Raw genomic sequence first — 19552 nt, 5'->3', positions numbered from 1 at the left:
ATGGACAGATGCATACCATGATTAAAGCTTGTCGAGGCCATGTGCCAGCATATCAGGCGAATATCTGGCCGATGTTCTTTGTAGGAAAGATATAATTACTATGATTGTATCAAGGCCATGCTGGGCTCGTGGTCTAGGGGTTATGACGTCGCCTTGACATGGCGGAGGTCGCCGGTTCAAATCCGGCCGGGCCCACCAGCTTTTGCCCCTATTTGTCATAACTACGATATATCGAACGGTTGATTTGATAGTCATGAGTGTGTTGAACGATTTCCATGACACTGTCCTCTTCGTTGATGAGTATGTCTGGTATCTGGGACTTCTGTTGATAATCGGCATAGGTCTCATTCTCACTTTAAAACTAAAATGCGTCCAGCTCACGCATTTTACCGATTCCGTAAAAATAGCGGTATCCGGGGCCGAAAAAGGAAGAAGCAAGAAGACGATCACTTCTTTAGAAGCCTTCTGGGTAAGCATGGGTGCCCGAATCGGTGTGGGCAACATTGCCGGCGTAGCGCTGGCAATAATAATGGGCGGCGCGGGCGCAATTTTTTGGATGTGGGTTTTCGCCCTGATCGGCGCTGCAAGCAGTTTTGCGGAATGTACTTTGGGGCAGATCTTCAAGGAGAAGAAATCAGACGGCCATTATCACGGCGGCCCCGCATATTACATCAAGAACGGCCTTAAGAACCCTAAATTCGCCATCTTCATCGCTTTGCTCATTGTCGCCACATACGGCATAGGGTTTATCGGAGTGCAGTCCGCCAATGCTACCGATTCGTTCGTCAACGCGTTCGATTTTGAAAACAACCAGTTATTCTTTGCCCTTTTGCTTGCCCTGATAGCCGGCATTGTAGTGTTCGGGGGCATCAAGAGGGTTGCAAGGGCATCTGCAAAAGTCGTTCCGATAATGGCCATATGCTGGATTGCCCTGGCCCTGATCACTGTTATCGTCAACTGGAGAATGATAGATGATGCGTTCGCCATGATCTTCAATGGCGCATTCGGATACGACAGTGTGCTGGGCGGGGCTCTGGGCGCTGCCGTCATGTGGGGCCTTAAGAGGGGCGTATTCTCGAACGAAGCGGGAATCGGTTCCGTGCCAAACATAGCGTCGTCAGCAGAAGTTTCGCACCCTGTCAAACAGGGGCTCATGCAATCTTTAGGCGTTGTTTTTGACACGATGGTAATCTGCAGCGGGTCTGCCTTCATCGTTCTCACCTATACGGACCTTGCTTCTCTCGGACATATCGTCGACGGCGCGCCTCTGGTCTCGGCCGCCCTCAGCGGAGGCCCGCTCGGCTCGGCCGCCCCTGCGGTACTATCCGTGTTTCTGATACTGTTCGCATTCACGAGCATAATCAGTTATTATTCGATGTGCGAATCGAATGTGAAATTTGTTTCTGAAAAGGGCATTTTTTCTATTGCTCTCAAAATCCTGATCGTAATCGTGGTCTTCTTTTCATGTCTTGCACCAGTGCAGCTGATATGGGACCTGTGCGACGTATTCATGGCCGTGATGGGCATAAGTAACATGATCGCGGTGCTGCTCCTGAGCGGTTACGTTGTAGCCGCCCTGAAAGACTACAGGCGCCAGAAGGATGCGGGGCTCGACCCGGTATTTGATAAGAGCCGGATAGACCTAGACACGTCCGGAATATCCCTATGGAGCGGAAAGTCCGGCAACTGATCAAAGAAGTACCATTTTTTCACTGTATATTACATCTGCCGGACGGTCCTTGCCAAGAACTTCGTCCGCTTGGGACTTCCTGAGGCCTATCATCGAACGTACGTCGTCGGAACAGTAGTTTGATATCCCGCGTGCGATTTCTTCGCCGTCGCTGACTATTGCAACCATATCTCCAGAATCAAATGTGCCAGATACGTCTTTTATGCCTACCGGTAACAGAGAACTGTGTTTTCTCAGCGCCTTGGCGGCACCCTCGTCCACACTTATGCACCCGCGGGGATTGGCCGACTTGAGCCACAGCCTCTTCTTCGGAATTACGGAATTGGATATGAATATGGTCCCCGCATCTTTTCCGGACACTGCATCAAGTATCACGTTCTCATCGAAACCGGATGCGATTATCATCTTGCAACCGGCATCCGCGCATATACGTGCGGCCTCGAGCTTGGTCTTCATGCCTCCGACGCCCATGCGGGTCGTGGGGTCTCCTGCCATGTGCTCGACGGAATCTATGTCCTTTACCGTACGGATGATCTCGGCGTCCTCGTAGAGTTTGGGGTTCTTGTTGTACAGGCCATCGACGTCGGACAATATTATCAGCAGATCGGAATCCGAATTGCTGGCTATTACCGCGGACAGAGTATCGTTGTCGCCGAAGACGGCATCTATCTCCTTAGTGCAGACGGCATCGTTCTCATTGAAGACCGGAACTGCACCGTTGGCGAGGAGAGTCTTTATGGTGTTGCTTATGTTGTTGGCGGTCTCCCTGACCGAATATGCATCCATGGTCAGAAGAATCTGTGCCCCGATGAGCCCGTACTTCTCGAATGCGGTGTTCCATCTGTGCATCAATGTCGATTGTCCCACGGATGCGGCGGCCTGTCTCATTGGTATGTCCTTGGGGTGTGCTGCGACTCCAAGGACGCTGAGCCCCAGCCCTATGGCCCCTGAAGATACTATCAGGACTTCTATCCCCATTCCTTTGAGGACCTTAACCTGATACGCAATGCTTTCGAGGAACTTCATCGACTCTTCGGGCGAATTCCTTGCTATCGACGACGTTCCGACCTTCACCACTACGCGCTCGACTTCGCCCAGAAGATCTTTTCTTTCGCTCAAAGCGGGCACTCCCTCTTCACGTGTGTGTGCTTGAACTTTTTGGAGCCGTCGGCATATCCGCGGACCTCCTGGCCTTTTCCGATCAGGATGTACTTGTAGATCATCAGGCCTTCCATTCCCACCGGCCCTCTTGCATGGATCTTGCTCGTGCTGATCCCGACTTCGGCACCTTTGCCGAACCTGTATCCATCGGCAAACCTTGTGGACGCATTGATGAACACATCGGCAGAATCCACCATTTTTGCAAAATATTTCATACTGGCACTGTTCTCGGTAATGATTGCATCGGTATGATTCGATCCGTATTTCTCTATAAATTCGACTGCTTCCTGTATCGAATCCACGATTTTTACTGAAACGATCGGTGCACCGTATTCGGTTTTCCAGTCATCTTCGGATACCGGAACCGTTCCTTTTACCCCTTTGATACGTGAAATATCGGAGCTGGCTCTGATCTCCACCCCATTCTCTGCGAAAAGGTCGCACATCTTCGGAAGGAACTTTTCAGCGACCGCCCTGTGGACCAGTAAGTTCTCGGTCGCATTGCAGGCGGCCGGATACTGGATCTTGGAGTCGAGGGTTACGCGGAGGGCCTTTTCCAGGTCCGCGTCGGAATCGATGTACATTGTGCATATTCCGGCCGCGTGGCCGAGCACCGGGATCTTTGTGTTCTCCTGAATGTACTGCACGAAAGAATTCGATCCTCTCGGAATCAGAAGGTCGATATACTCGTCCATCCCCAGTATCGCGCTGATATCGTGACGGGTCTCCATGAGAACGAACACGTCCTTCGGCACTCCGGCCGAATACGCCGCTTCGACCAATATCTCGAACAGTGCCTTGTTGGACCTGACCGCCTCGGAACCGCCTTTGAATGCTACGGCGTTACCGCTCTTAAGGCAAAGGGACATTATCTGCGGGACAACATCGGGACGGGATTCGAATATAACTCCGATCATCCCTATCGGGCAACGGACCTGATAGAGCGCCAGGTCGTCGTCCAGATCGATCGTGGATATCGTTTCCCAGACCGGGTCGTCGAAGGATGCCACGTCCCTGACGCCTTCGATCATGCCTGTTATCTTGGCTTCGTCGACCTGCAGCCTTTTCACCATCGGCCCGGCGAGCTTTCCTTCTTCGACCAGCTTCCTGGCCGCGGACATATCTTCTGCGTTGGCTTTGAGGATCTTGGCCCTGTTCCTGTCCAGAGCGTCCGCCATCGCATTAAGGGCCTTGTTCTTGATCCCCGCGTCCAATGCCGAAAGCTTTACGGCTGCGGATTTTGCCTTGATTATCTGTTCGGTGATGTCTTCCGGCATTTTACTTCCCACACGATATTGTCCAAGAGTGATATTTACATTGGGCTGTAGCCCCGCATGTCATAGGAAATTTAAAAATACGCGGAGAGGATTGTCACGCCGAGCCGAGGTAATCTAGTCCGGTAAGGTGGCGGTCTCGAAAACCGCTGGCCGCAAGGCCTCGGGAGTTCGAATCTCTCCCTCGGCGCCATTTCCTTTCAGATCTTGTCCGACAGGTCGTCGATCTTCTTGCGGAGCTTGGATTTCTTCGCCCCGGCCTTGTCATCCAGTTTCTGGAGCATCTCGGCCTCTTCCTTTGTCACCTTGGTGGGGACGTCTATCTTGACGCGCACGAACAGGTCGCCGCGCGTCAACGAATTGGTGGACCTTGGCATACCCTTTCCGTTTATCCTCAGCACGGACCCCACCTGGGTCCCCTTGGGGACGGTAAGTATGATCTTCTCTCCTTCGAGCGTCCGGACCTCCTCCTGACCGCCCAGCACCAGCTTCGGATACGTTGTGGTTATGCCGGTCCAAAGGTTCGCACCGTCGCGGTCGAACGCCTTGTCGTGCCTTACATGAATGATCACATAGAGGTCTCCCGCCGACCCTCCGTTGTAGCTTGCGTCTCCCATTCCTCTCAGCGTAAGGGTGGAGCCTTCGTCTACTCCCTTGGGGATGCTGACCTCGACCTTCGAGGTCTTCTGCGTGTAGCCGCTGCCACGGCATTCCGGGCAGCGTTCGTCGTACGACTTACCGCTCCCGCGGCATTTGGAACAGTCTGAGACCGATACCATGTTACCGAACATGGTCTGACGGACCGAGCGCACCTGTCCCGTACCGTTGCACTGGTTGCAGTTGGTTACTTTGCCGTCCTTACCACCGGTGCCTTTGCACGGGCCGCACATCACCGTATGGGGGATCTGTACTTCCTTCTTGACGCCGTTGAGGGCATCGAGAAGGGAGATCTCGATGTCCATCCTGAGCGAGTTGCCCTGTTTGGGCCCTCTGCTCTGCGAACCCGATCTCCCTCCTCCGAAGATGTTTCCGAAGAAATCCCCGAAGATGTCGCTGATGTCTTCCGCATGGGTGAAATCGTCCCATGAGAAACCGCCGCCGGAGAACTGGCTGTTCACCGCGTCGCTGCCGTACGTATCGTACGTCGTCCTCTTTTCGGGGTCCGACAGGACCTCGTATGCCTCAGATATCTCCTTGAACTTGGCTTCGGCGACCTCTTTGGGCTCCTCGGACACGTCCGGATGATATTTCTTGGCGAGCTTGCGGTAAGCGCTCTTTATCTCGTCCTGCGTGGCGGTCTTGCTCACGCCGAGCGTCTCATAGTAATCTTTTCCCATTCCCTATTCCCAGCTCAGTTCTTCTTGTCGTCATCGTCGACTATCTTGTAGTCGGCGTCGACGACGTTGTCGTCCGTCTTAGATTCTTGGGATTCCTGTGCCCCCGACTTTCCGGCGGCATCGGCCTGGGAGGCCTCCTGGTATATCCTCTGCGAGATCGGCTCCATGGCCTTCATCAGGCTGTCCATCTTCTTCTTTATGTCATCGACCTTGTCCGACTTGTTGGCCGTCTCGAGGTCCGTTATCGCGGCCTCGACGGAAGACCTCTCGGTCTGGTTGACCTTCTCTCCGAGCTCCTCGAGAGCCTTGCGGACGGTGTAGACTGCCGTCTCCGCCTGATTGTGGACCTCGATGAGCTCCACCTTCTTCTTATCGGCGTCCGCGTAAGTGTCGGCCTCCTTGACCATCTGCTCGATCTCTTCCTTGTTAAGCTTGTTGGACGAGGCTATCGTTATCTTCTGCTCCTTGCCCGTGCCCTTGTCCTTGGCGGTCACGGTGACGATACCGTTGGCGTCTATGTCGAACGTCACCTCGATCTGGGGTATCCCGCGGCGTGCAGGCGGTATCCCGTCGAGTATGAAGCGGCCGAGGGACGTGTTGTCCGTAGCCATCTTCCTCTCTCCCTGGATGACGTTGATCTCGACCGAGGGCTGGTTGTCCGCCGCCGTAGAGAACACCTGGGACTTCTTGGCCGGGATCGTGGTGTTCCTCTCGATGAGCGGCGTAGCCACTCCTCCGAGGGTCTCGATACCGAGCGTGAGGGGAGTGACATCCAACAGGAGGACGTTCTTCACGTCTCCCGACAGTACGGCTCCCTGGATCGCCGCTCCCATCGAAACGCACTCCATCGGGTCTATCCCGCGCTGGATCTTGGGGCCGATAATGTTCTCCACATAGCTTTGTACTATGGGCATCCTTGTCGGACCTCCGACCATGATGATCTTGTCGATCTTGTCCTTGTTCAGCTTGGCGTCGGCAATTGCTCCCTCGATACAGGGCTTGCACCTTGAGATGATCGGTTCCACGAGCTCTTCGAGCTTGGCGCGGGTGAGCGTCTGGGTAAGGTGCTTCGGACCTGTGGCGTCTGACGCGATGAACGGCAGGTTGACTTCGGTCTGCATAGTGGTGGAAAGCTCGATCTTCGCCTTCTCGCATGCTTCCCTGACCCTCCAGAATGCCATCTTGTCGGCCATCAGGTCGATCCCGGTCTGCTTCTTGAACTCGCCTGTCACGTACTTTGTGAGGACCTCGTCCATATCGGACCCGCCGAGCTGCGTGTCTCCCTTTGTGGAGAGAACCTCGAACACTCCGTCGCTGAGGTCCATTATCGTAACGTCCAGGGTTCCGCCCCCGAGGTCGAAGACCATGATCTTCTGCTCGGTCCCGCTCTTGTCGAGGCCGAACGCGAGAGCTGCCGCGGTGGGTTCGTTTATCATACGGACGACTTCGAGCCCGGCGATCGCGCCGGCGTCCTTTGTCGCCTGCCTCTGGTTATCATCGAAGTACGCCGGGACCGTTATCACGGCCTTGTCGATGGTCTCCCCGAGGAACGACTCCGCGTCCCTCTTTATCTTCTGAAGTATGAATGCGGAGATCTGCTGCGGGGTGTATTCCTTCCCGTATATCCTGATCTTCTCGTTGGTCCCCATCTTCCTCTTGACGTTCTTTACCGTCCCCTCGGGGTTGGTGACCGCCTGCCTCCTCGCGGGCTCTCCGACGAGCAGCTCGCCTTCCTTTGTTAATGCGACGTATGACGGGAAAGACTTCCCGCCGACGCTGGTACCCTCAGCGCTGGGGATCATGGACGGCCTTCCGCCCTCCATGGCCGATGCTGCCGAGTTGCTTGTTCCAAGATCTATTCCTATTATTCTTGACATATCGCTCACTCCTTGTATTCTTCTGCCGTATCGACGGCTTCATGGCACCCGGACTGGTCCGGGGCCTTGGTAACTTTCACTTTCGAATATCTCAGGACACGGTCGCCGCTGACGTATCCTTTCTGGAATACTTCGGCGACCCTGCCGTCATCTTTTGCATCCACGGTGCACAGGGCCTCGTGGAACTTCGGGTCGAACATCCCGTCCGTCTTTATCTCCTCTATGCCGTATCCGGCCAGGACCTTCATCAGATTCTGGCGGACTTTCTTTATGCCGCGGATGAACTCGTTGTCCTCATCGGTGCTGTCCAGTGCCCTGTCCAGGTCGTCCAGCGTTGCGAGCAGGTCGATGGCCAGACCGTCGGCCGCGTGTTTCTTGAACTCCTCGACGTCCCTCAGGGACCTCTTGCGATAGTTGTCGAAGTCCGCCTGTATCCTCTTGGCTGCGTTGAGATACTGGTCTGCAAGCTCCTTTGCTTCTGTCAGCTCGTCCTTGGCCGGCGATTCCTCGCATTGCGCGTCCTCTGCCGCAGGTCCTTTCTCTTCCTCTGCTTTCATTTTTTCTCTAGACCTACCAGTCATCTGCGATCATCTCAAGGGGATAATAATGTTAAAGGGGGCCGGTGGCCCCCTGTTTATTTGCAGTTTTAATCGTCGTCCATTCCGGGAGGCATTCCGCCTTCTCCGACACCCAGGTCCCTGGAGGAGCCCGAGGAGGCGATGACGTCGTCGATCCTGAGGATCATGACCGCCGCATCGGTTGCGGAGTTGATGGCATGCTTTCCCACTCTGTAGGGTTCGATGACATTGAGCTTCGCCATGTCTTCGACCTTTCCGCTGAAGGGATTGATGCCTGCGGTTATGTTGCCTGCCTTGTGCTGCTTCCTCATCTCGATGATCATGTTGATCGGGTCGAGTCCTGCGTTCTCGGCGAGGGTTGTCGGAATGACCTCCATCGCGGATGCGAACGCCTCGAGGGCTATCTGCTCCCTTCCGCCTATGGTCGACGCGAACTCTCTGAGCCTCATGGTGATCTCCATCTCTTTGGAGCCGCCTCCGCACTCGATAAGTCCGTCCTCGACCGCGACCCTTACTGCCGACCAGGCGTCCACGAGGGACCTTTCGACCTCGTCTGCGACGTGGTTGGTTCCGCCCCTTACCAGGACGGAAACGGTCTTCGGATCTTTGACATCGGTGATGAACGTCATCTCCTCGTCCTCGACCTTCCTGAGCTCGACGAGTCCGGCGGACCCGAGGTCTATGTCGGCGATGTCAGATATCTTGTTCACGATGGATGCGCCGGTGGACCTGGCAAGCCTGTCCATGTCGCTCTTCTTGACACGCCTGCAGGCGTAGATCCCTTCCTTTGCGAAAAGGTGCTGGGCGAGGTCGTCGATGCCCTTCTGGCAGAACACGACGTTCGCTCCTGCGCTCTTTACGCTCTGGACCATCTTCTTCAGCATGTTCTCCTCTTCTGCGACGAAGAGGGCGATCTGGCTGGGGTCTGTGATCTGGATCTTTGCGTCGACCTCGGTCTTCTTGACCTCGAAGGCCGCATCGATCAGCGCGATCTTGGCGCCCTTTACCACTTTAGGCATGTTGGGCTGGACGGGCTCCTTGTCTATGATCAGGCCCTTGTACAGCTTGGACTCTTCCATCCTCGCTCCGGCCTTCTTGACCGTCTGTATGTTCTTCAGGTCGACGGTGTAGCTTCCGTCCTTTTCCTTCTCGGCCACTGTCTTTATCGCCTCTACGACGAGCTCGGAGAAGTGCTCTTTGGAGCCGCTGACCTGTTTGCTTATCATTGCGACCTCGGCGATCTGCCTGAGGGTCTTCTCGTCTTTCAGAGAGACCTTCTTCGCGATCTCCCTGAGGATCTCCTGGGCCTTTTCGTTGGCAAGCCTGTAACCGGCCGTGATTATGGTCGGGTGGACGTTCGCATCGATGAGGTCGACGGCCTTCTTCAAAAGCTCGCCGGTGATGATGACGGAGGTTGTGGTTCCGTCCCCTACCTCTGTGTCCTGTGCTTTGGCGACTTCGACCAGCATCTTAGCGGCAGGGTGCTGTACGTCCATCTCTTTGAGGATCGTCACACCGTCGTTGGTGATGACTACGTCCCCGATGGAGTCCACGAGCATCTTGTCCATGCCTCTGGGGCCCAGACTGCTCTTCACGGAGTCCGCGATGGCCCTGGCGGCAGTGATGTTGTTGTTCTGAGCTTCTTTTCCTTTGCTTCTCTTTGTTCCTTCTCTGAGAATCAGAATAGGCGCGTTACCCATACCCATGTTTTTTAGCCTCCAATTTATTCCATTTTGTGGATTCTGGTTGGATAAAGTTTGTTCTTCTATATAAACATATCAACTGAATCTCACACGATCCGAAACGCGAATCCCATTCAGTGTATGAACAGCATCTCGCGATATTTGGGGAGCGGCCACATCTGGTCGTCAATTATCATTTCCAGCGCGTCCACGTGCTCCCTGGTGCTCTCCATCAGAGGGACCACCTCGTCGTGGAACCTGATCGAGCGCTCGCGCTCCTCCCCGATGCGTGCCAGCTCGTCGCACAGTACGTCCATCTTCCTGGCCATGCTGCGAGCTTCCGATATATGGGAGGATATGTCCCTTATGAGGTCGATCTCGTTCGAAGCGAGCGTCCTGAACTCTGCCGCCGGGAACGATTCTTTGATCTTCGATACGTTGTCCAGCAGGACGGACTGATACCTGGTCGCCACCGGCAGTATATGGTTGAGCGTCATGTCGCTTAGGACTCTGGATTCGATCTCTATCTTCCTGCCGTACTGCTCCCAGAGCACTTCCGCCCTCGACTCCTTCTCGGTCTCCGTCAGAACGCCTGTGTCCGCATAGAGCTCTTTCGCCCTGGGCGACAGCAGCGCATCGTATACCAAAGGCACGGACGTCTCGCAGTCCAGTCCCCTGCGTGCGGCCTCGGCCCTCCATTCGTCGGAATAACCGTTGCCCTCGAAGCATATGTCGCGACAGCTCTTGTACGTCAGGCATATCTCGTCCAGTATGGCCCTTTCGGTCTGCGCCCCGTCGGCGATCCTGGCGTCGACCCTCATCTTGAACTCTTTCAGCTGTTCCGCGACGACCGAGTTTATGATCGTGATGGCGGAAGAGCAGTTCGCCGAAGAGCCTACGGCCCTGAACTCGAACCTGTTGCCGGTGAACGCGAACGGGGACGTCCTGTTCCTGTCCGTGTTGTCGACCAGTATCTCCGGTATATGGGGGATTCCGAGGCTGTACCCCGACTTCTTGCCTATCTTCACCATGTTCTTGGACTCGAGCAGCTGCTCGAACGCCGATGTTATCTGGGTGCCCAGGAACACCGACATGATCGCCGGGGGGGCCTCGTCCGCTCCAAGCCTGTGGGCGTTGGTGGCGGTCATGATCGCGGCCTTGAGAAGCTGGTTGTTCTTGTAGACGGCCATGAGGACGTTCACCGTAAGGGTCAGGAACCTCAGGTTCTCCCCGTCGGTCTTCCCGGGGGACATCAAGGGTATCCCGTCCCCGGTGCCCAGGGACCAGTTGCAGTGTTTGCCCGAACCGTTGACGCCTTTGTAGGGCTTCTCGTGGAGCAGTACCCTGAAACCGTGTCGCTTCGCCGTGGGCTTCATTATCGACATCAGCATTAGGTTGTGGTCGATCGCCAAGTTCGCTTCCTCGTACACGGGGGCCATCTCGAACTGGTTGGGAGCCACCTCGTTATGCCTGGTCTTTATCGGTATGCCGAGCTTGTAGCATTCGATCTCGAGGTCCTTTAAGAACTCCAGGACCCTCTGGGGGATCGAACCGAAATAATGATCGTCGAGCTGCTGGCTCTTGGCGCTCTCGTGCCCCACGAGGGTACGTCCGGTCAGCATCAGGTCGGGGCGCTGCGAGAACAGGGCCGAATCGACCAGGAAGAACTCCTGCTCCCATCCGAGGTAAGATTCGACGTTCGCTCCGCGGAACCCGAAGTACTCTAGTATCTCGGATGCCGCCTTGGATACCGCCGCCTTGGACCTGAGCAACGGCGTCTTGTAGTCGAGGGCCTCCCCGGTATATGATATGAAAACTGTGGGAACGCACAGCACGTCCCCGATGATGAAGGCCGGCGAGGAGGGGTCCCATGCCGTGTATCCGCGGGCCTCGAACGTGTTGCGGAGGCCGCCGTTGGGGAACGACGACGCATCCGGCTCCTGCTGGCATAGCAATGCGCCGGAGAAGGTCTCCAGCGATTCGTCGCGGCCGTACGGTGTCGCGAAGGAATCGTGCTTCTCGGCCGTCCCGCCTGTCAGCGGCTGGAACCAGTGAGTGTAGTGGGTAGCTCCCATGTCCATCGCCCAGCGCTTCATACCCTCGGCGACGTGCTCGGCAACGGAGATATCAAGGGTCTTGCCGCTTTCTATTGATTCATAGATGGACCTCCTTGTTTCCTGGGACAGGTACTTCCTCATGTTCTTCCTGTTGAACACGTTGCACCCGTAATAATCGGAAACGTTGGCACCGGGCGGCACCGCTTTTACAGGTTCTCTTCCGAACGCCCTCTCCACAGCCGCAAACCTGCTGTTGTCCATGCTGGGGCGAGCAATTTATTTCATATAAAGTTTTCCGAACACTTCTGACAAATGTATCTATTATTAAAATTGAATTAGACAAACATCTAATAATATTTGAAATAATCGATATTTACTTTATTCAACGAAGAACGACCGAGACAAAGTTTCGATTCTGGTGGCGGTTGGGCGCCCAGCGTGCCCGATGCTCATACCAAGATCGTTCAAATAGTATTTTACCCTGAACATGCAATTCTCCACAGAAGGAAAAATATGGCCCTCTCACTTTTCAAAGATGCAGATGCCCTGTACGAACAAGCCCTAGATCTGATAAAACAGGGAGAATTCGATAAAGCCCGCGCCAGACTGATGAAGTCGATAGAGAAGGACGGCGGGCCCGATGACATATCGGCGGTCCTTGTAGGGATGATAGACCTGCGCGGACGGCTGGGCGACGTTAATGCTTACAGGGCCCTGCTCAATGCCATGAAGGCCACCAAGGCAAAGGAGTTCACGTTCGGCCTGACCACCGTCAACATAGCCATGATGATCGTGCAGTGCGAACTGGCGATCGAAGAGATTCAGATCTTCAACATGAACGGACCTTCGGCCGTTTTGCTGGACAAAGGAAATAAACTCCTGAAGCTGGCGCAGAGGTACCAGGCCGAGGTGGGCAACGAGAACCTTAAGACGAACGAGATCTTCCTCAACGACACGACGAGGACCGGCATCAGAGAAGGGCTTGTCCTGTTCGCGACGGGATACGAGTTCCTGGCCCTGGGAACGGTCTGGGACGACCCGAGGAAGGCCGCGGAGTACCAGCAGATAGCCTACGGGTACAGGAAGCAGGTCGGGGACACCGGAGAGGCCAACCTCAAACTGGTCAACGATTATTCCAGGACATGCAAATGCTGGTTCTGCGGAAGGACCGCTTCCGGCCTGGGAATCCACTTCTTCCCGATATCCAGCGAGATCTCGCCGATGCTCAGGAAGGCCGATGGCGAACCCCTTAGGTCCGAGACCGACGATTACGGTGCGATATATGCCTGCAGAGCGTGCTACAAGGGTATCTCCACAAGGGCGGACGATATCGCCAAAGCGTACCATGCCCAGGCCATGAGCGAGATGAGGGCCATGGAGGCCAGGCTGCAGGCGGAGATAGTTGCCCTGTGGGCCGCCGTCAGATCAGTAAGGTGATTATTTGGACGACATGGTAATGCTCAGGTGCAAATACTGCGGTGCGCCGTTCGAAGCGAAGGACGTCGAGGCCAACACACCGTACATAACATGCCGCAGCTGCGGCACCACACAGCAGCGCATAGACGCCAAAGCGTATCTGGACCAGGTCATGGACCAGGTCCGGTCCTGGGTAAGCAGCGCTATGCCGGGCGGCTTCTCGATGTCCCAGGCCGAGAACGTGGACTCGATAGCCAGGCACAACATATACGTCACCAACGTAAGGCCCAGGATATCTGCCGAGATAACCGAATACAGGTTTGCTGCGAACACCTTGATGACCAATCCGCTGTTCGTGATGCCTTTCACCACCGACAACACGGCCAAACCTGTGCATACTTCCGCGTCCGCCTTCGAGTTCGACGCAAAGATCAAGGGGCTTTCGCCTCTGGCCGTCGACAGTAACGACCGCAAGGAGCTCGCGAACGCCGAGAGCATCGTGAAGTCGTATGCTCTTATAATCAATAACGTGAAACTGTTGCTGGAGGACAAACCGGGAAGATATCTGCTTATGAGCAACAACTTCACACAGGCTTCGGAGATGCTGTCGAAATCCAACGATTATGCACCCGTATCCAAGCGCTTCTCGGCACTTGCCGAGGCGTGCACGGGATGCGAGAAACTTCTGAACGGGGACTCGCTGGGAAGCATCGGCTACCTCGAAAAGGGCGCCAAAGGCCTGAAGGACGTGAAGGACAATCTGTTCTCCGTGCCCTCGCTGGCCATAATGTATCAGGGCGTCGAGCGCGAACTGTCGCAGGTAAGTGCGGTCGCCGACCTGGTCAAAAGCTCGTCGTCGACAGGCGGGGACGCCGTGAAAACGCTCGCGGCGCTGGCCAAGATCTCTAAAATACAGTATCCTAATGTCAGCAACTGGACCATATTGAGGACGAAGGACAGGAACAGCGAGCTGTTCCAGCACCTTTCCCAGGCATTGGGCGCGAGGAGCGGTTCCGGAACGATGATGATAACATCGGGGGACGGAGACTATCTGTTCCCGTTCTGGGACGTAGACCTCAGATACAGCTTCGTGACCGGCGCCCTCTGGTCCAAGAAGAGCGTCGAAGTTGCGGAAGACATCCTGATCCCCGGAGATTTCACCGTCGACGCGGGATGTCTTACCAATCCCGCCTCGGGGGTCACCGACATATTCGCGCTCTGCCCGGAGACGAGCATACTTGCGGGCCTCCGCGGATCGGAGGTCAGCATCAGCGGCGGCGAGGGGATAGGGTCCCTGTCCGACACCGCGAGGCCCGGCAGCCCCGGCGCCAGGAAGATAATAGTCCCGCTCAGCACCAAGAAGGAGGCCGAGCATCTAACCGAGAACTATCTGGTTCAGCGCATGCAGAGCAACAGCAAACTAAGACTGAGCAAACCGTACGTGAAGAACCTGATATACGTCCCGTGCAAGGTATCCGGGAACACCGTTGTTGTCAACGGGTTCGGAAAGCTGCTGCCCGAGAGGATGAAGAGGACAGACATCAATCAACTGATAGTACTATAATAGATACAAAGGAGAAAGAGGAAATGACAAACAAGGACAAGTTGGCCAACAGGACCCTGTCCGCAGTGATCGGCTCGATGTTCCTGATCGCGGTGGTCATCGGTCTGGTAGCCTACAGCGTAATGAACGAAGGGATCAGCATCATCCTCTGGGTCGTGCTCATCGTAATGGGAATAACATTCGCCGTAATGTCCCCCATGCAGAGGGACGGAGGGACGAACTTCGGCCCGAGCAACAGCGACTATAACCTGGTATTGGGAGTGCTCATGCTGGTCGTCGGCCTCGCAGGCTACATGTGGTTCTACACCGGCCTCGGTTGGCTGGCCCCCGTGGCTTTGATACTCCTGGCCGCGGCAGCGATCGGAATTATTATTACATTTAAGAACAGGAAGTGAATGAAAATGCCTTTAGACGACACAGTTGGAAGCCATATGAGGGGCAACACATCTCTGGTGGAGCGTATCGGACTTTACATCCCCATATACAGGGGGTACAAGGAAAAGAACCTCCGCAGGGACGAGGACAGAGCGATAAGGCAAGAGGTTGCCCGCACGCTCGAAGGCACGAAGAACGACCTCGCAACCATCCAGAGGGCGGCGATAAAGGACCTCGAGCTCATGAGGGACACCGAAAGGATCCGCACGAAGGTCGACAAGTATCATATATCCGTGCAGAAAGCGGTAAACGGTTACAGCGGATGGCACGCATCCGTCAAAATCCTGGAGGGCGAGCTGGACGATCTGGTCTCCTGGGACGCCAAACTGGTGGACGGAACGGTGCTCCTGAGAAAAGAGGTCGCCGATCTTGTGAAGAAGATAGACGAGGGCGAATACGCCATAAAAGGTATCCTGCGCGAGATCGAGAAGACCGCCGACAGGATGATCGAGGATTACAACCACAGGGAGACCGTGATGAAAGGATTCATGGAAGGGGTCAAGGAGTGATTTGAATGGCAGAAAAGAAAACCAATGTGGTAAACTGGGAAAGCCAGGGCCCTGACGATATCATCTATACATACGAGTACAACGACCTCAGGACCCTTACGTCCGTGACCGTCCCGGAACACGCGGTCGCGCTGTTCATCAGGGACGGCCAGCTCACCGGCGTCCTGGAACCGGGAAGGCACTCGGTGATGTCGTCGAACATCCCGTGGCTCACAAAGCTCTACCAGCTCGCGCTGGGCTTCAAGGAGACGCCGTTCAAGGTCCAGATCATATACGTCTCGCTGAAGATGTTCAACGGGAAGTGGGGCATCAGAGGAATGATAAAAGCGGCGCAGGAATACAATGTGCCGATCACCCTCATGGCGAACGGCGACTACCAGTTCCGCGTCAAGAAGGAGGACATCGCCGTGTTCTTCACCCAGGTCATCGGAGGCATGAGCGCCTACAGCACCGGTGACGTGAACGCGTTCATGAAGAGCTTCATCAACGAGCAGATAACGCAGCAGCTCACCGAGCAGTACTATATGGACGTGTACACGAACCTCGAGAGGGCGTCCACTTCCACCAAGGCGCTGATCGAGCCGTACTTCACGCAGAGGGGCATAGAGCTGCTGGCGCTGAAGATCTCGGAGCTCAGGACCACGGATGAGGACATGGAGAAGGTCTTCCAGTACCTGCAGTTCAGCTCCAAGAACGGAGAGGCCTTCAAGAAGTATGCTGTAATGGACCGCATGGCCGACGCCATAGGCAATTCCGAAGGAGGTGCCGCCGTCGGTACGGGAATGCTCCTGTTCCCACAGATGTACCAGCAGCTCCAGCAGCAGCAGATGTCCCAGCAGCAGCCCGGGCAGACCCCCAAGGTCCTGTGCCCTTACTGCGGAACGCCCAACGAGTATCCGTACAGATTCTGCGGAAACTGCGGAAAGCCGTCTCCACAACAGCAGGCCAGGGACGATATCGGGAGCCCTCCCGCGGTCCAGCAGCAGGCCGCCCGTTCCGCCGCCGCTCCGGCCTCGGCGGGAGGGCAGAAGAAGTTCAACGTCTGTCCGTACTGCGGAGAGGACCTCAAGGGACTTGCCAAGGTCCCGAAGTTCTGTCCTTACTGCTCCGAACAGCTGAACTGAAACCGATTAGCCGGCCCCGGCCGGCCACCCTTTCTTTTTAATCCGCCATGTGGAATATTTTTATTCGGATCCCTCGCACATGATCATATTTCGCATTTCGTCGTTTTTATAATATTATTCTACGAAATTCGTATTAATTAATCGTTTATTGACGTAAATCGTTAAACGATTGATATAAATAGTAGTAATGAATTGTATAATCCGGAGGTAAGTGGCTATCGGCAAACGAAATAACACAAGGATCTGCGGCGAAGATTGTTCAATATGGTACTGCGGTAACAAAGAGCAGAAGACTGGCCTGATGGCTCTTTACTCTGATTGACCCTCTACAGAACGGTCTGCAAGACTCGACTGATGACCGCAATAATCCCGGCAGGGCCGGGCCCTTACCCCACTCGGGGATTTCTCCGGATTTTGTCCCATGATTGGCTTTTTATACTGACCTGCCAGTCCATACTGTACTCACATGAAAACAGTCGAAGACTACATCCAGACGATACCGGATTTTCCAACCAAAGGAATAATGTTCAGGGACATCACGACGGTCCTGCAAGACAGCGAGGGATTCTCTCTTTCGATCGACGGCATCGTCGACATGTTGGAGGGCGTGGACTTCGACCTTGTGGCGGGATCCGAGTCAAGGGGCTTCATATTCGGCGCCCCCGTCGCATACGCGTTGAAAAAGGGCTTCGTTATCGTAAGAAAGAAAGGAAAACTCCCCAGAGCGACCATATGCCAGGAATACGACCTTGAATACGGCACCGCCACGCTGGAGATGCACAAAGACTGCATCAGGCCCGGGCAGAAGGTAGTGATCGTTGACGACCTGATAGCCACAGGGGGAACCACCGAGGCCATGATCAAAATGATCGAGAAGCTCGGCGGAGAGGTTGTCAAGATATGCTTCGTCATCGAGCTTGCGGGACTCGAGGGCAGGAAGAAGCTGGAAGGATACGACGTCGAATCGCTTGTCGTGTACCCGGGCCACTGACCGGGACGGTTTTCAGATATCGGGCCTGAAAAACACATAGTCGGCTTTGAAAAAAATAAAAATGCGGGCGATGCCCGCTAAATTATTTACCTCTTGGAGGTCATCTTGCGGAAGTTCTCGCAGCAGTTGATCTTGATGTCGAGAAGCTTCTCGATGTTCATCTTTGCTGCGATACCCCTGGGAGCTCCGGGGAGCCCCACGGTCACTCCGATGCCGAGCGCTTCGCGGAGGTCCCTCATCACATATACATCGGTCAGATCGAGCACGGAAATTCCGAGCTTCTTGGCGACGTACTCCTTGGCGGCGGGGGTCTTCATCTTCTTGCCGAACTGCATCCTGGCGACAAGGTCTCCGGAAGTTCTGATCCCTCCGAGCCCGGAAGCCATCATGTGTGCGATCGACATACCGGCGGGGTCGCCGACACCGATCTAAATACCGTCCACTTTGGCAACTTCGACCATGGCTTTGCTGCAACGCGTGACCGCCTCTGCGGGAGGTGTCTCCAGCATGGGTATTCCGCCGACTCCCATTCCCAGGTTCACATGGCAGGGCAGGTTGGACTTCTTCTCGCACTCTTTGATGATAGCTACGGAGTAGGCCATGTTCCAGGCGAGGGATTTTCCGGACTTGGTGTTGGTGACCGGTCCAAAAACGTCGACGCCGGCCATCTCGGCAAGCTTGGCCTGATCGTGGGGATATATCCCCGCAACTTCATGTCCCTTGTAGTCGAGCATCCCGTGAATTCCGATGACGTTCTCGCTGGACATTCCCACCATGGTCTGTGCCTCAGGGCGGGCCTTCTTAAGAAGCTCCACTCCCCTGAGCACCGACAGAAAATCTCCGTCGCCGGCGGACGCGGTCGTGTCGAAGTTGAATCCGTCGGACCCGGCCTCCTGCATCCTAACGCCCATGAACTCTATGTCCCTGGTCATCGAGTCCATCGCCTTCTCCATCTCGGATTGGGCTTCCTCTATCTTTCCCTCTCTCATCAGGTCGGGCGGGTTTCCGTAAGGTCCATCCGGCTCATAGTACAGACCCATGTTGGGCATAGCTCCGTAGAAAAAGGGCACAATCATGCTGTTCTGCATGTCTTCCATCTTCTGCATCTGCATCGCTATGACCGCTTTCAGCGGCTTGACGCTGTAATTGTTGTCGAGGCTTCCGAATTCGAAGGTGTCCATCGACATGGCGCGCTCGTGCACCTGGGCGGCTACCAGCGCAGACATCTCGATTCCACATCCGCTGCTCCCGCTGTCACCGGTGAACTTGTTCTGGGCTCCGTCGTTCGAAAGAACGACTTCGTTTCCGGGCTCAACGCTGACTATCCTGTTACGGTCGCATACGATGTCGCAGAGCATTGCCAGCTCTTCAGAGGAGAGGTCCGGGACGTTTCCGACCTCTGCGGCCTCCGCCATTCCCGCCTGCAGGTCGTCGATGACCTTCTCGCGAGTGGACCATATCCTCTTTCCGTCACCCATGTATGTAAGATATTCTGCCATTTCCGTTCACCCCAGAAGCGCCTTCGCCTTCCCGACCTGCTCGGACGCCGACTCGCTGTAGCAGTCGGCCCCGATCTTGTCGGCCCACGTCTGCGTGACCGGCGCCCCGCCGACCATCACTTTCACGTTGTCCCTTATGCCCGCGTCCTTGAGCATGCCGATGACGTCCCTCTGGACCGTCATCGTTGTCGTCATGAGTGCGGACATCCCGAGCATGGTGCATCCGTTGTCCCTTACCTGGGCGACGAAATCCTTGGACGGGACGTCCCTGCCGAGGTCGACTACGTCGAAGCCTCCGCACTGGAGCATCGTCGAGCAGATCGATTTGCCTATGTCGTGCACGTCGCCTTCGACGGTC

15 protein-coding genes, 2 tRNA genes and 1 pseudogene are annotated in these 19552 nt (G+C 55.4%); 9 read left to right on the top strand and 9 right to left on the bottom strand.

The annotated features are described in order from the left end of the window. The first annotated feature begins 122 nt into the window (after positions 1–122). A tRNA-Val gene (locus VB016_00090) sits at positions 123–198 on the top strand. 55 nt (positions 199–253) lie between these two features. Further along, positions 254–1690, top strand: a complete 1437-nt coding sequence (locus VB016_00085) for an alanine/glycine:cation symporter family protein (protein MEA4976947.1) — start codon at positions 254–256, stop codon at positions 1688–1690. On the opposite strand, the gene proB is transcribed toward VB016_00085, so the two are convergent. Further along, positions 1691–2809 carry a glutamate 5-kinase gene (gene proB / locus VB016_00080; protein MEA4976946.1) on the bottom strand — a complete coding sequence of 373 codons (1119 nt, stop codon included), beginning with the start codon at positions 2807–2809 and terminating at the stop codon, positions 1691–1693. Then, on the bottom strand, positions 2806–4128 hold the full coding sequence (locus VB016_00075; GenBank protein MEA4976945.1) for a glutamate-5-semialdehyde dehydrogenase: 1323 nt from the start codon (positions 4126–4128) through the stop codon (positions 2806–2808). The genes proB and VB016_00075 overlap by 4 nt, the downstream gene beginning before the upstream one ends. Before the next feature lie 103 nt (positions 4129–4231). On the opposite strand from VB016_00075, the gene VB016_00070 reads away from it, so the two are divergent. Continuing rightward, positions 4232–4318, top strand: a tRNA-Ser gene (locus VB016_00070). A gap of 7 nt (positions 4319–4325) precedes the next feature. Here VB016_00070 and dnaJ read toward each other — a convergent pair. The 5 genes from dnaJ to VB016_00045 all read right to left on the bottom strand — a co-directional run bounded on the left by dnaJ (position 4326) and on the right by VB016_00045 (position 11917). After that, complete coding sequence (dnaJ, locus tag VB016_00065; GenBank protein MEA4976944.1) at positions 4326–5462, bottom strand: molecular chaperone DnaJ; 1137 nt, start codon at positions 5460–5462, stop codon at positions 4326–4328. Positions 5463–5476: 14 nt separating this feature from the next. Then, positions 5477–7339, bottom strand: coding sequence for a molecular chaperone DnaK (gene dnaK / locus VB016_00060; GenBank protein MEA4976943.1), 1863 nt, complete (start codon positions 7337–7339; stop codon positions 5477–5479). Positions 7340–7344: 5 nt separating this feature from the next. Further along, on the bottom strand, positions 7345–7920 hold the full coding sequence (locus VB016_00055) for a nucleotide exchange factor GrpE (protein ID MEA4976942.1): 576 nt from the start codon (positions 7918–7920) through the stop codon (positions 7345–7347). 65 nt (positions 7921–7985) lie between these two features. Further along, entirely contained in the window at positions 7986–9617 is a 1632-nt protein-coding gene (gene thsB, locus VB016_00050) for a thermosome subunit beta (protein ID MEA4976941.1), read from the bottom strand. A gap of 116 nt (positions 9618–9733) precedes the next feature. Next, positions 9734–11917: a glutamine synthetase III gene (locus VB016_00045; protein MEA4976940.1), complete on the bottom strand. Its 2184-nt coding sequence runs from the start codon at positions 11915–11917 to the stop codon at positions 9734–9736. 252 nt (positions 11918–12169) lie between these two features. Between VB016_00045 and VB016_00040 the strand changes: the two genes are divergently transcribed. From VB016_00040 to VB016_00015, 6 genes are all read left to right on the top strand, one after another. Beyond that, a complete protein-coding gene (locus tag VB016_00040) occupies positions 12170–13093 on the top strand; it encodes a hypothetical protein (protein MEA4976939.1) in 924 nt (307 codons plus the stop codon). 4 nt (positions 13094–13097) lie between these two features. Next, positions 13098–14636 carry a hypothetical protein gene (locus tag VB016_00035; GenBank protein MEA4976938.1) on the top strand — a complete coding sequence of 513 codons (1539 nt, stop codon included), beginning with the start codon at positions 13098–13100 and terminating at the stop codon, positions 14634–14636. 23 nt (positions 14637–14659) lie between these two features. Continuing rightward, positions 14660–15031: a hypothetical protein gene (locus VB016_00030; protein MEA4976937.1), complete on the top strand. Its 372-nt coding sequence runs from the start codon at positions 14660–14662 to the stop codon at positions 15029–15031. Positions 15032–15037: 6 nt separating this feature from the next. Continuing rightward, entirely contained in the window at positions 15038–15580 is a 543-nt protein-coding gene (locus VB016_00025) for a hypothetical protein (GenBank protein ID MEA4976936.1), read from the top strand. Positions 15581–15585: 5 nt separating this feature from the next. Beyond that, positions 15586–16704 carry an SPFH domain-containing protein gene (locus VB016_00020; GenBank protein ID MEA4976935.1) on the top strand — a complete coding sequence of 373 codons (1119 nt, stop codon included), beginning with the start codon at positions 15586–15588 and terminating at the stop codon, positions 16702–16704. 466 nt (positions 16705–17170) lie between these two features. Continuing rightward, a complete protein-coding gene (locus tag VB016_00015) occupies positions 17171–17695 on the top strand; it encodes an adenine phosphoribosyltransferase (GenBank protein ID MEA4976934.1) in 525 nt (174 codons plus the stop codon). A gap of 86 nt (positions 17696–17781) precedes the next feature. Here VB016_00015 and mtbB read toward each other — a convergent pair. Next, positions 17782–19194: pseudogene (mtbB, locus tag VB016_00010) on the bottom strand ([dimethylamine--corrinoid protein] Co-methyltransferase). Between the two features lie 6 nt (positions 19195–19200). After that, positions 19201–19552, bottom strand: a 352-nt coding sequence (locus tag VB016_00005; protein MEA4976933.1) for a cobalamin-dependent protein, incomplete at its 5' end; no start/stop codon positions are given.

Source organism: Methanomassiliicoccaceae archaeon (genome assembly GCA_034928305.1).
GTDB lineage: Archaea > Thermoplasmatota > Thermoplasmata > Methanomassiliicoccales > Methanomethylophilaceae > VadinCA11.
This window is presented reverse-complemented; position numbering and strand designations above follow the sequence as displayed.

Coding starts and splice junctions, on each gene's coding strand:
- VB016_00085 (MEA4976947.1), top strand. CDS start 254: ATGAGTGTGTTGAACGATTTCCATGACACTGTCCTCTTCGTTGATGAG.
- VB016_00075 (MEA4976945.1), bottom strand. CDS start 4,128: ATGCCGGAAGACATCACCGAACAGATAATCAAGGCAAAATCCGCAGCC.
- dnaJ (MEA4976944.1), bottom strand. CDS start 5,462: ATGGGAAAAGATTACTATGAGACGCTCGGCGTGAGCAAGACCGCCACG.
- dnaK (MEA4976943.1), bottom strand. CDS start 7,339: ATGTCAAGAATAATAGGAATAGATCTTGGAACAAGCAACTCGGCAGCA.
- VB016_00055 (MEA4976942.1), bottom strand. CDS start 7,920: ATGACTGGTAGGTCTAGAGAAAAAATGAAAGCAGAGGAAGAGAAAGGA.
- thsB (MEA4976941.1), bottom strand. CDS start 9,617: ATGGGTAACGCGCCTATTCTGATTCTCAGAGAAGGAACAAAGAGAAGC.
- VB016_00045 (MEA4976940.1), bottom strand. CDS start 11,917: ATGGACAACAGCAGGTTTGCGGCTGTGGAGAGGGCGTTCGGAAGAGAA.
- VB016_00040 (MEA4976939.1), top strand. CDS start 12,170: ATGGCCCTCTCACTTTTCAAAGATGCAGATGCCCTGTACGAACAAGCC.
- VB016_00030 (MEA4976937.1), top strand. CDS start 14,660: ATGACAAACAAGGACAAGTTGGCCAACAGGACCCTGTCCGCAGTGATC.
- VB016_00025 (MEA4976936.1), top strand. CDS start 15,038: ATGCCTTTAGACGACACAGTTGGAAGCCATATGAGGGGCAACACATCT.
- VB016_00020 (MEA4976935.1), top strand. CDS start 15,586: ATGGCAGAAAAGAAAACCAATGTGGTAAACTGGGAAAGCCAGGGCCCT.
- VB016_00015 (MEA4976934.1), top strand. CDS start 17,171: ATGAAAACAGTCGAAGACTACATCCAGACGATACCGGATTTTCCAACC.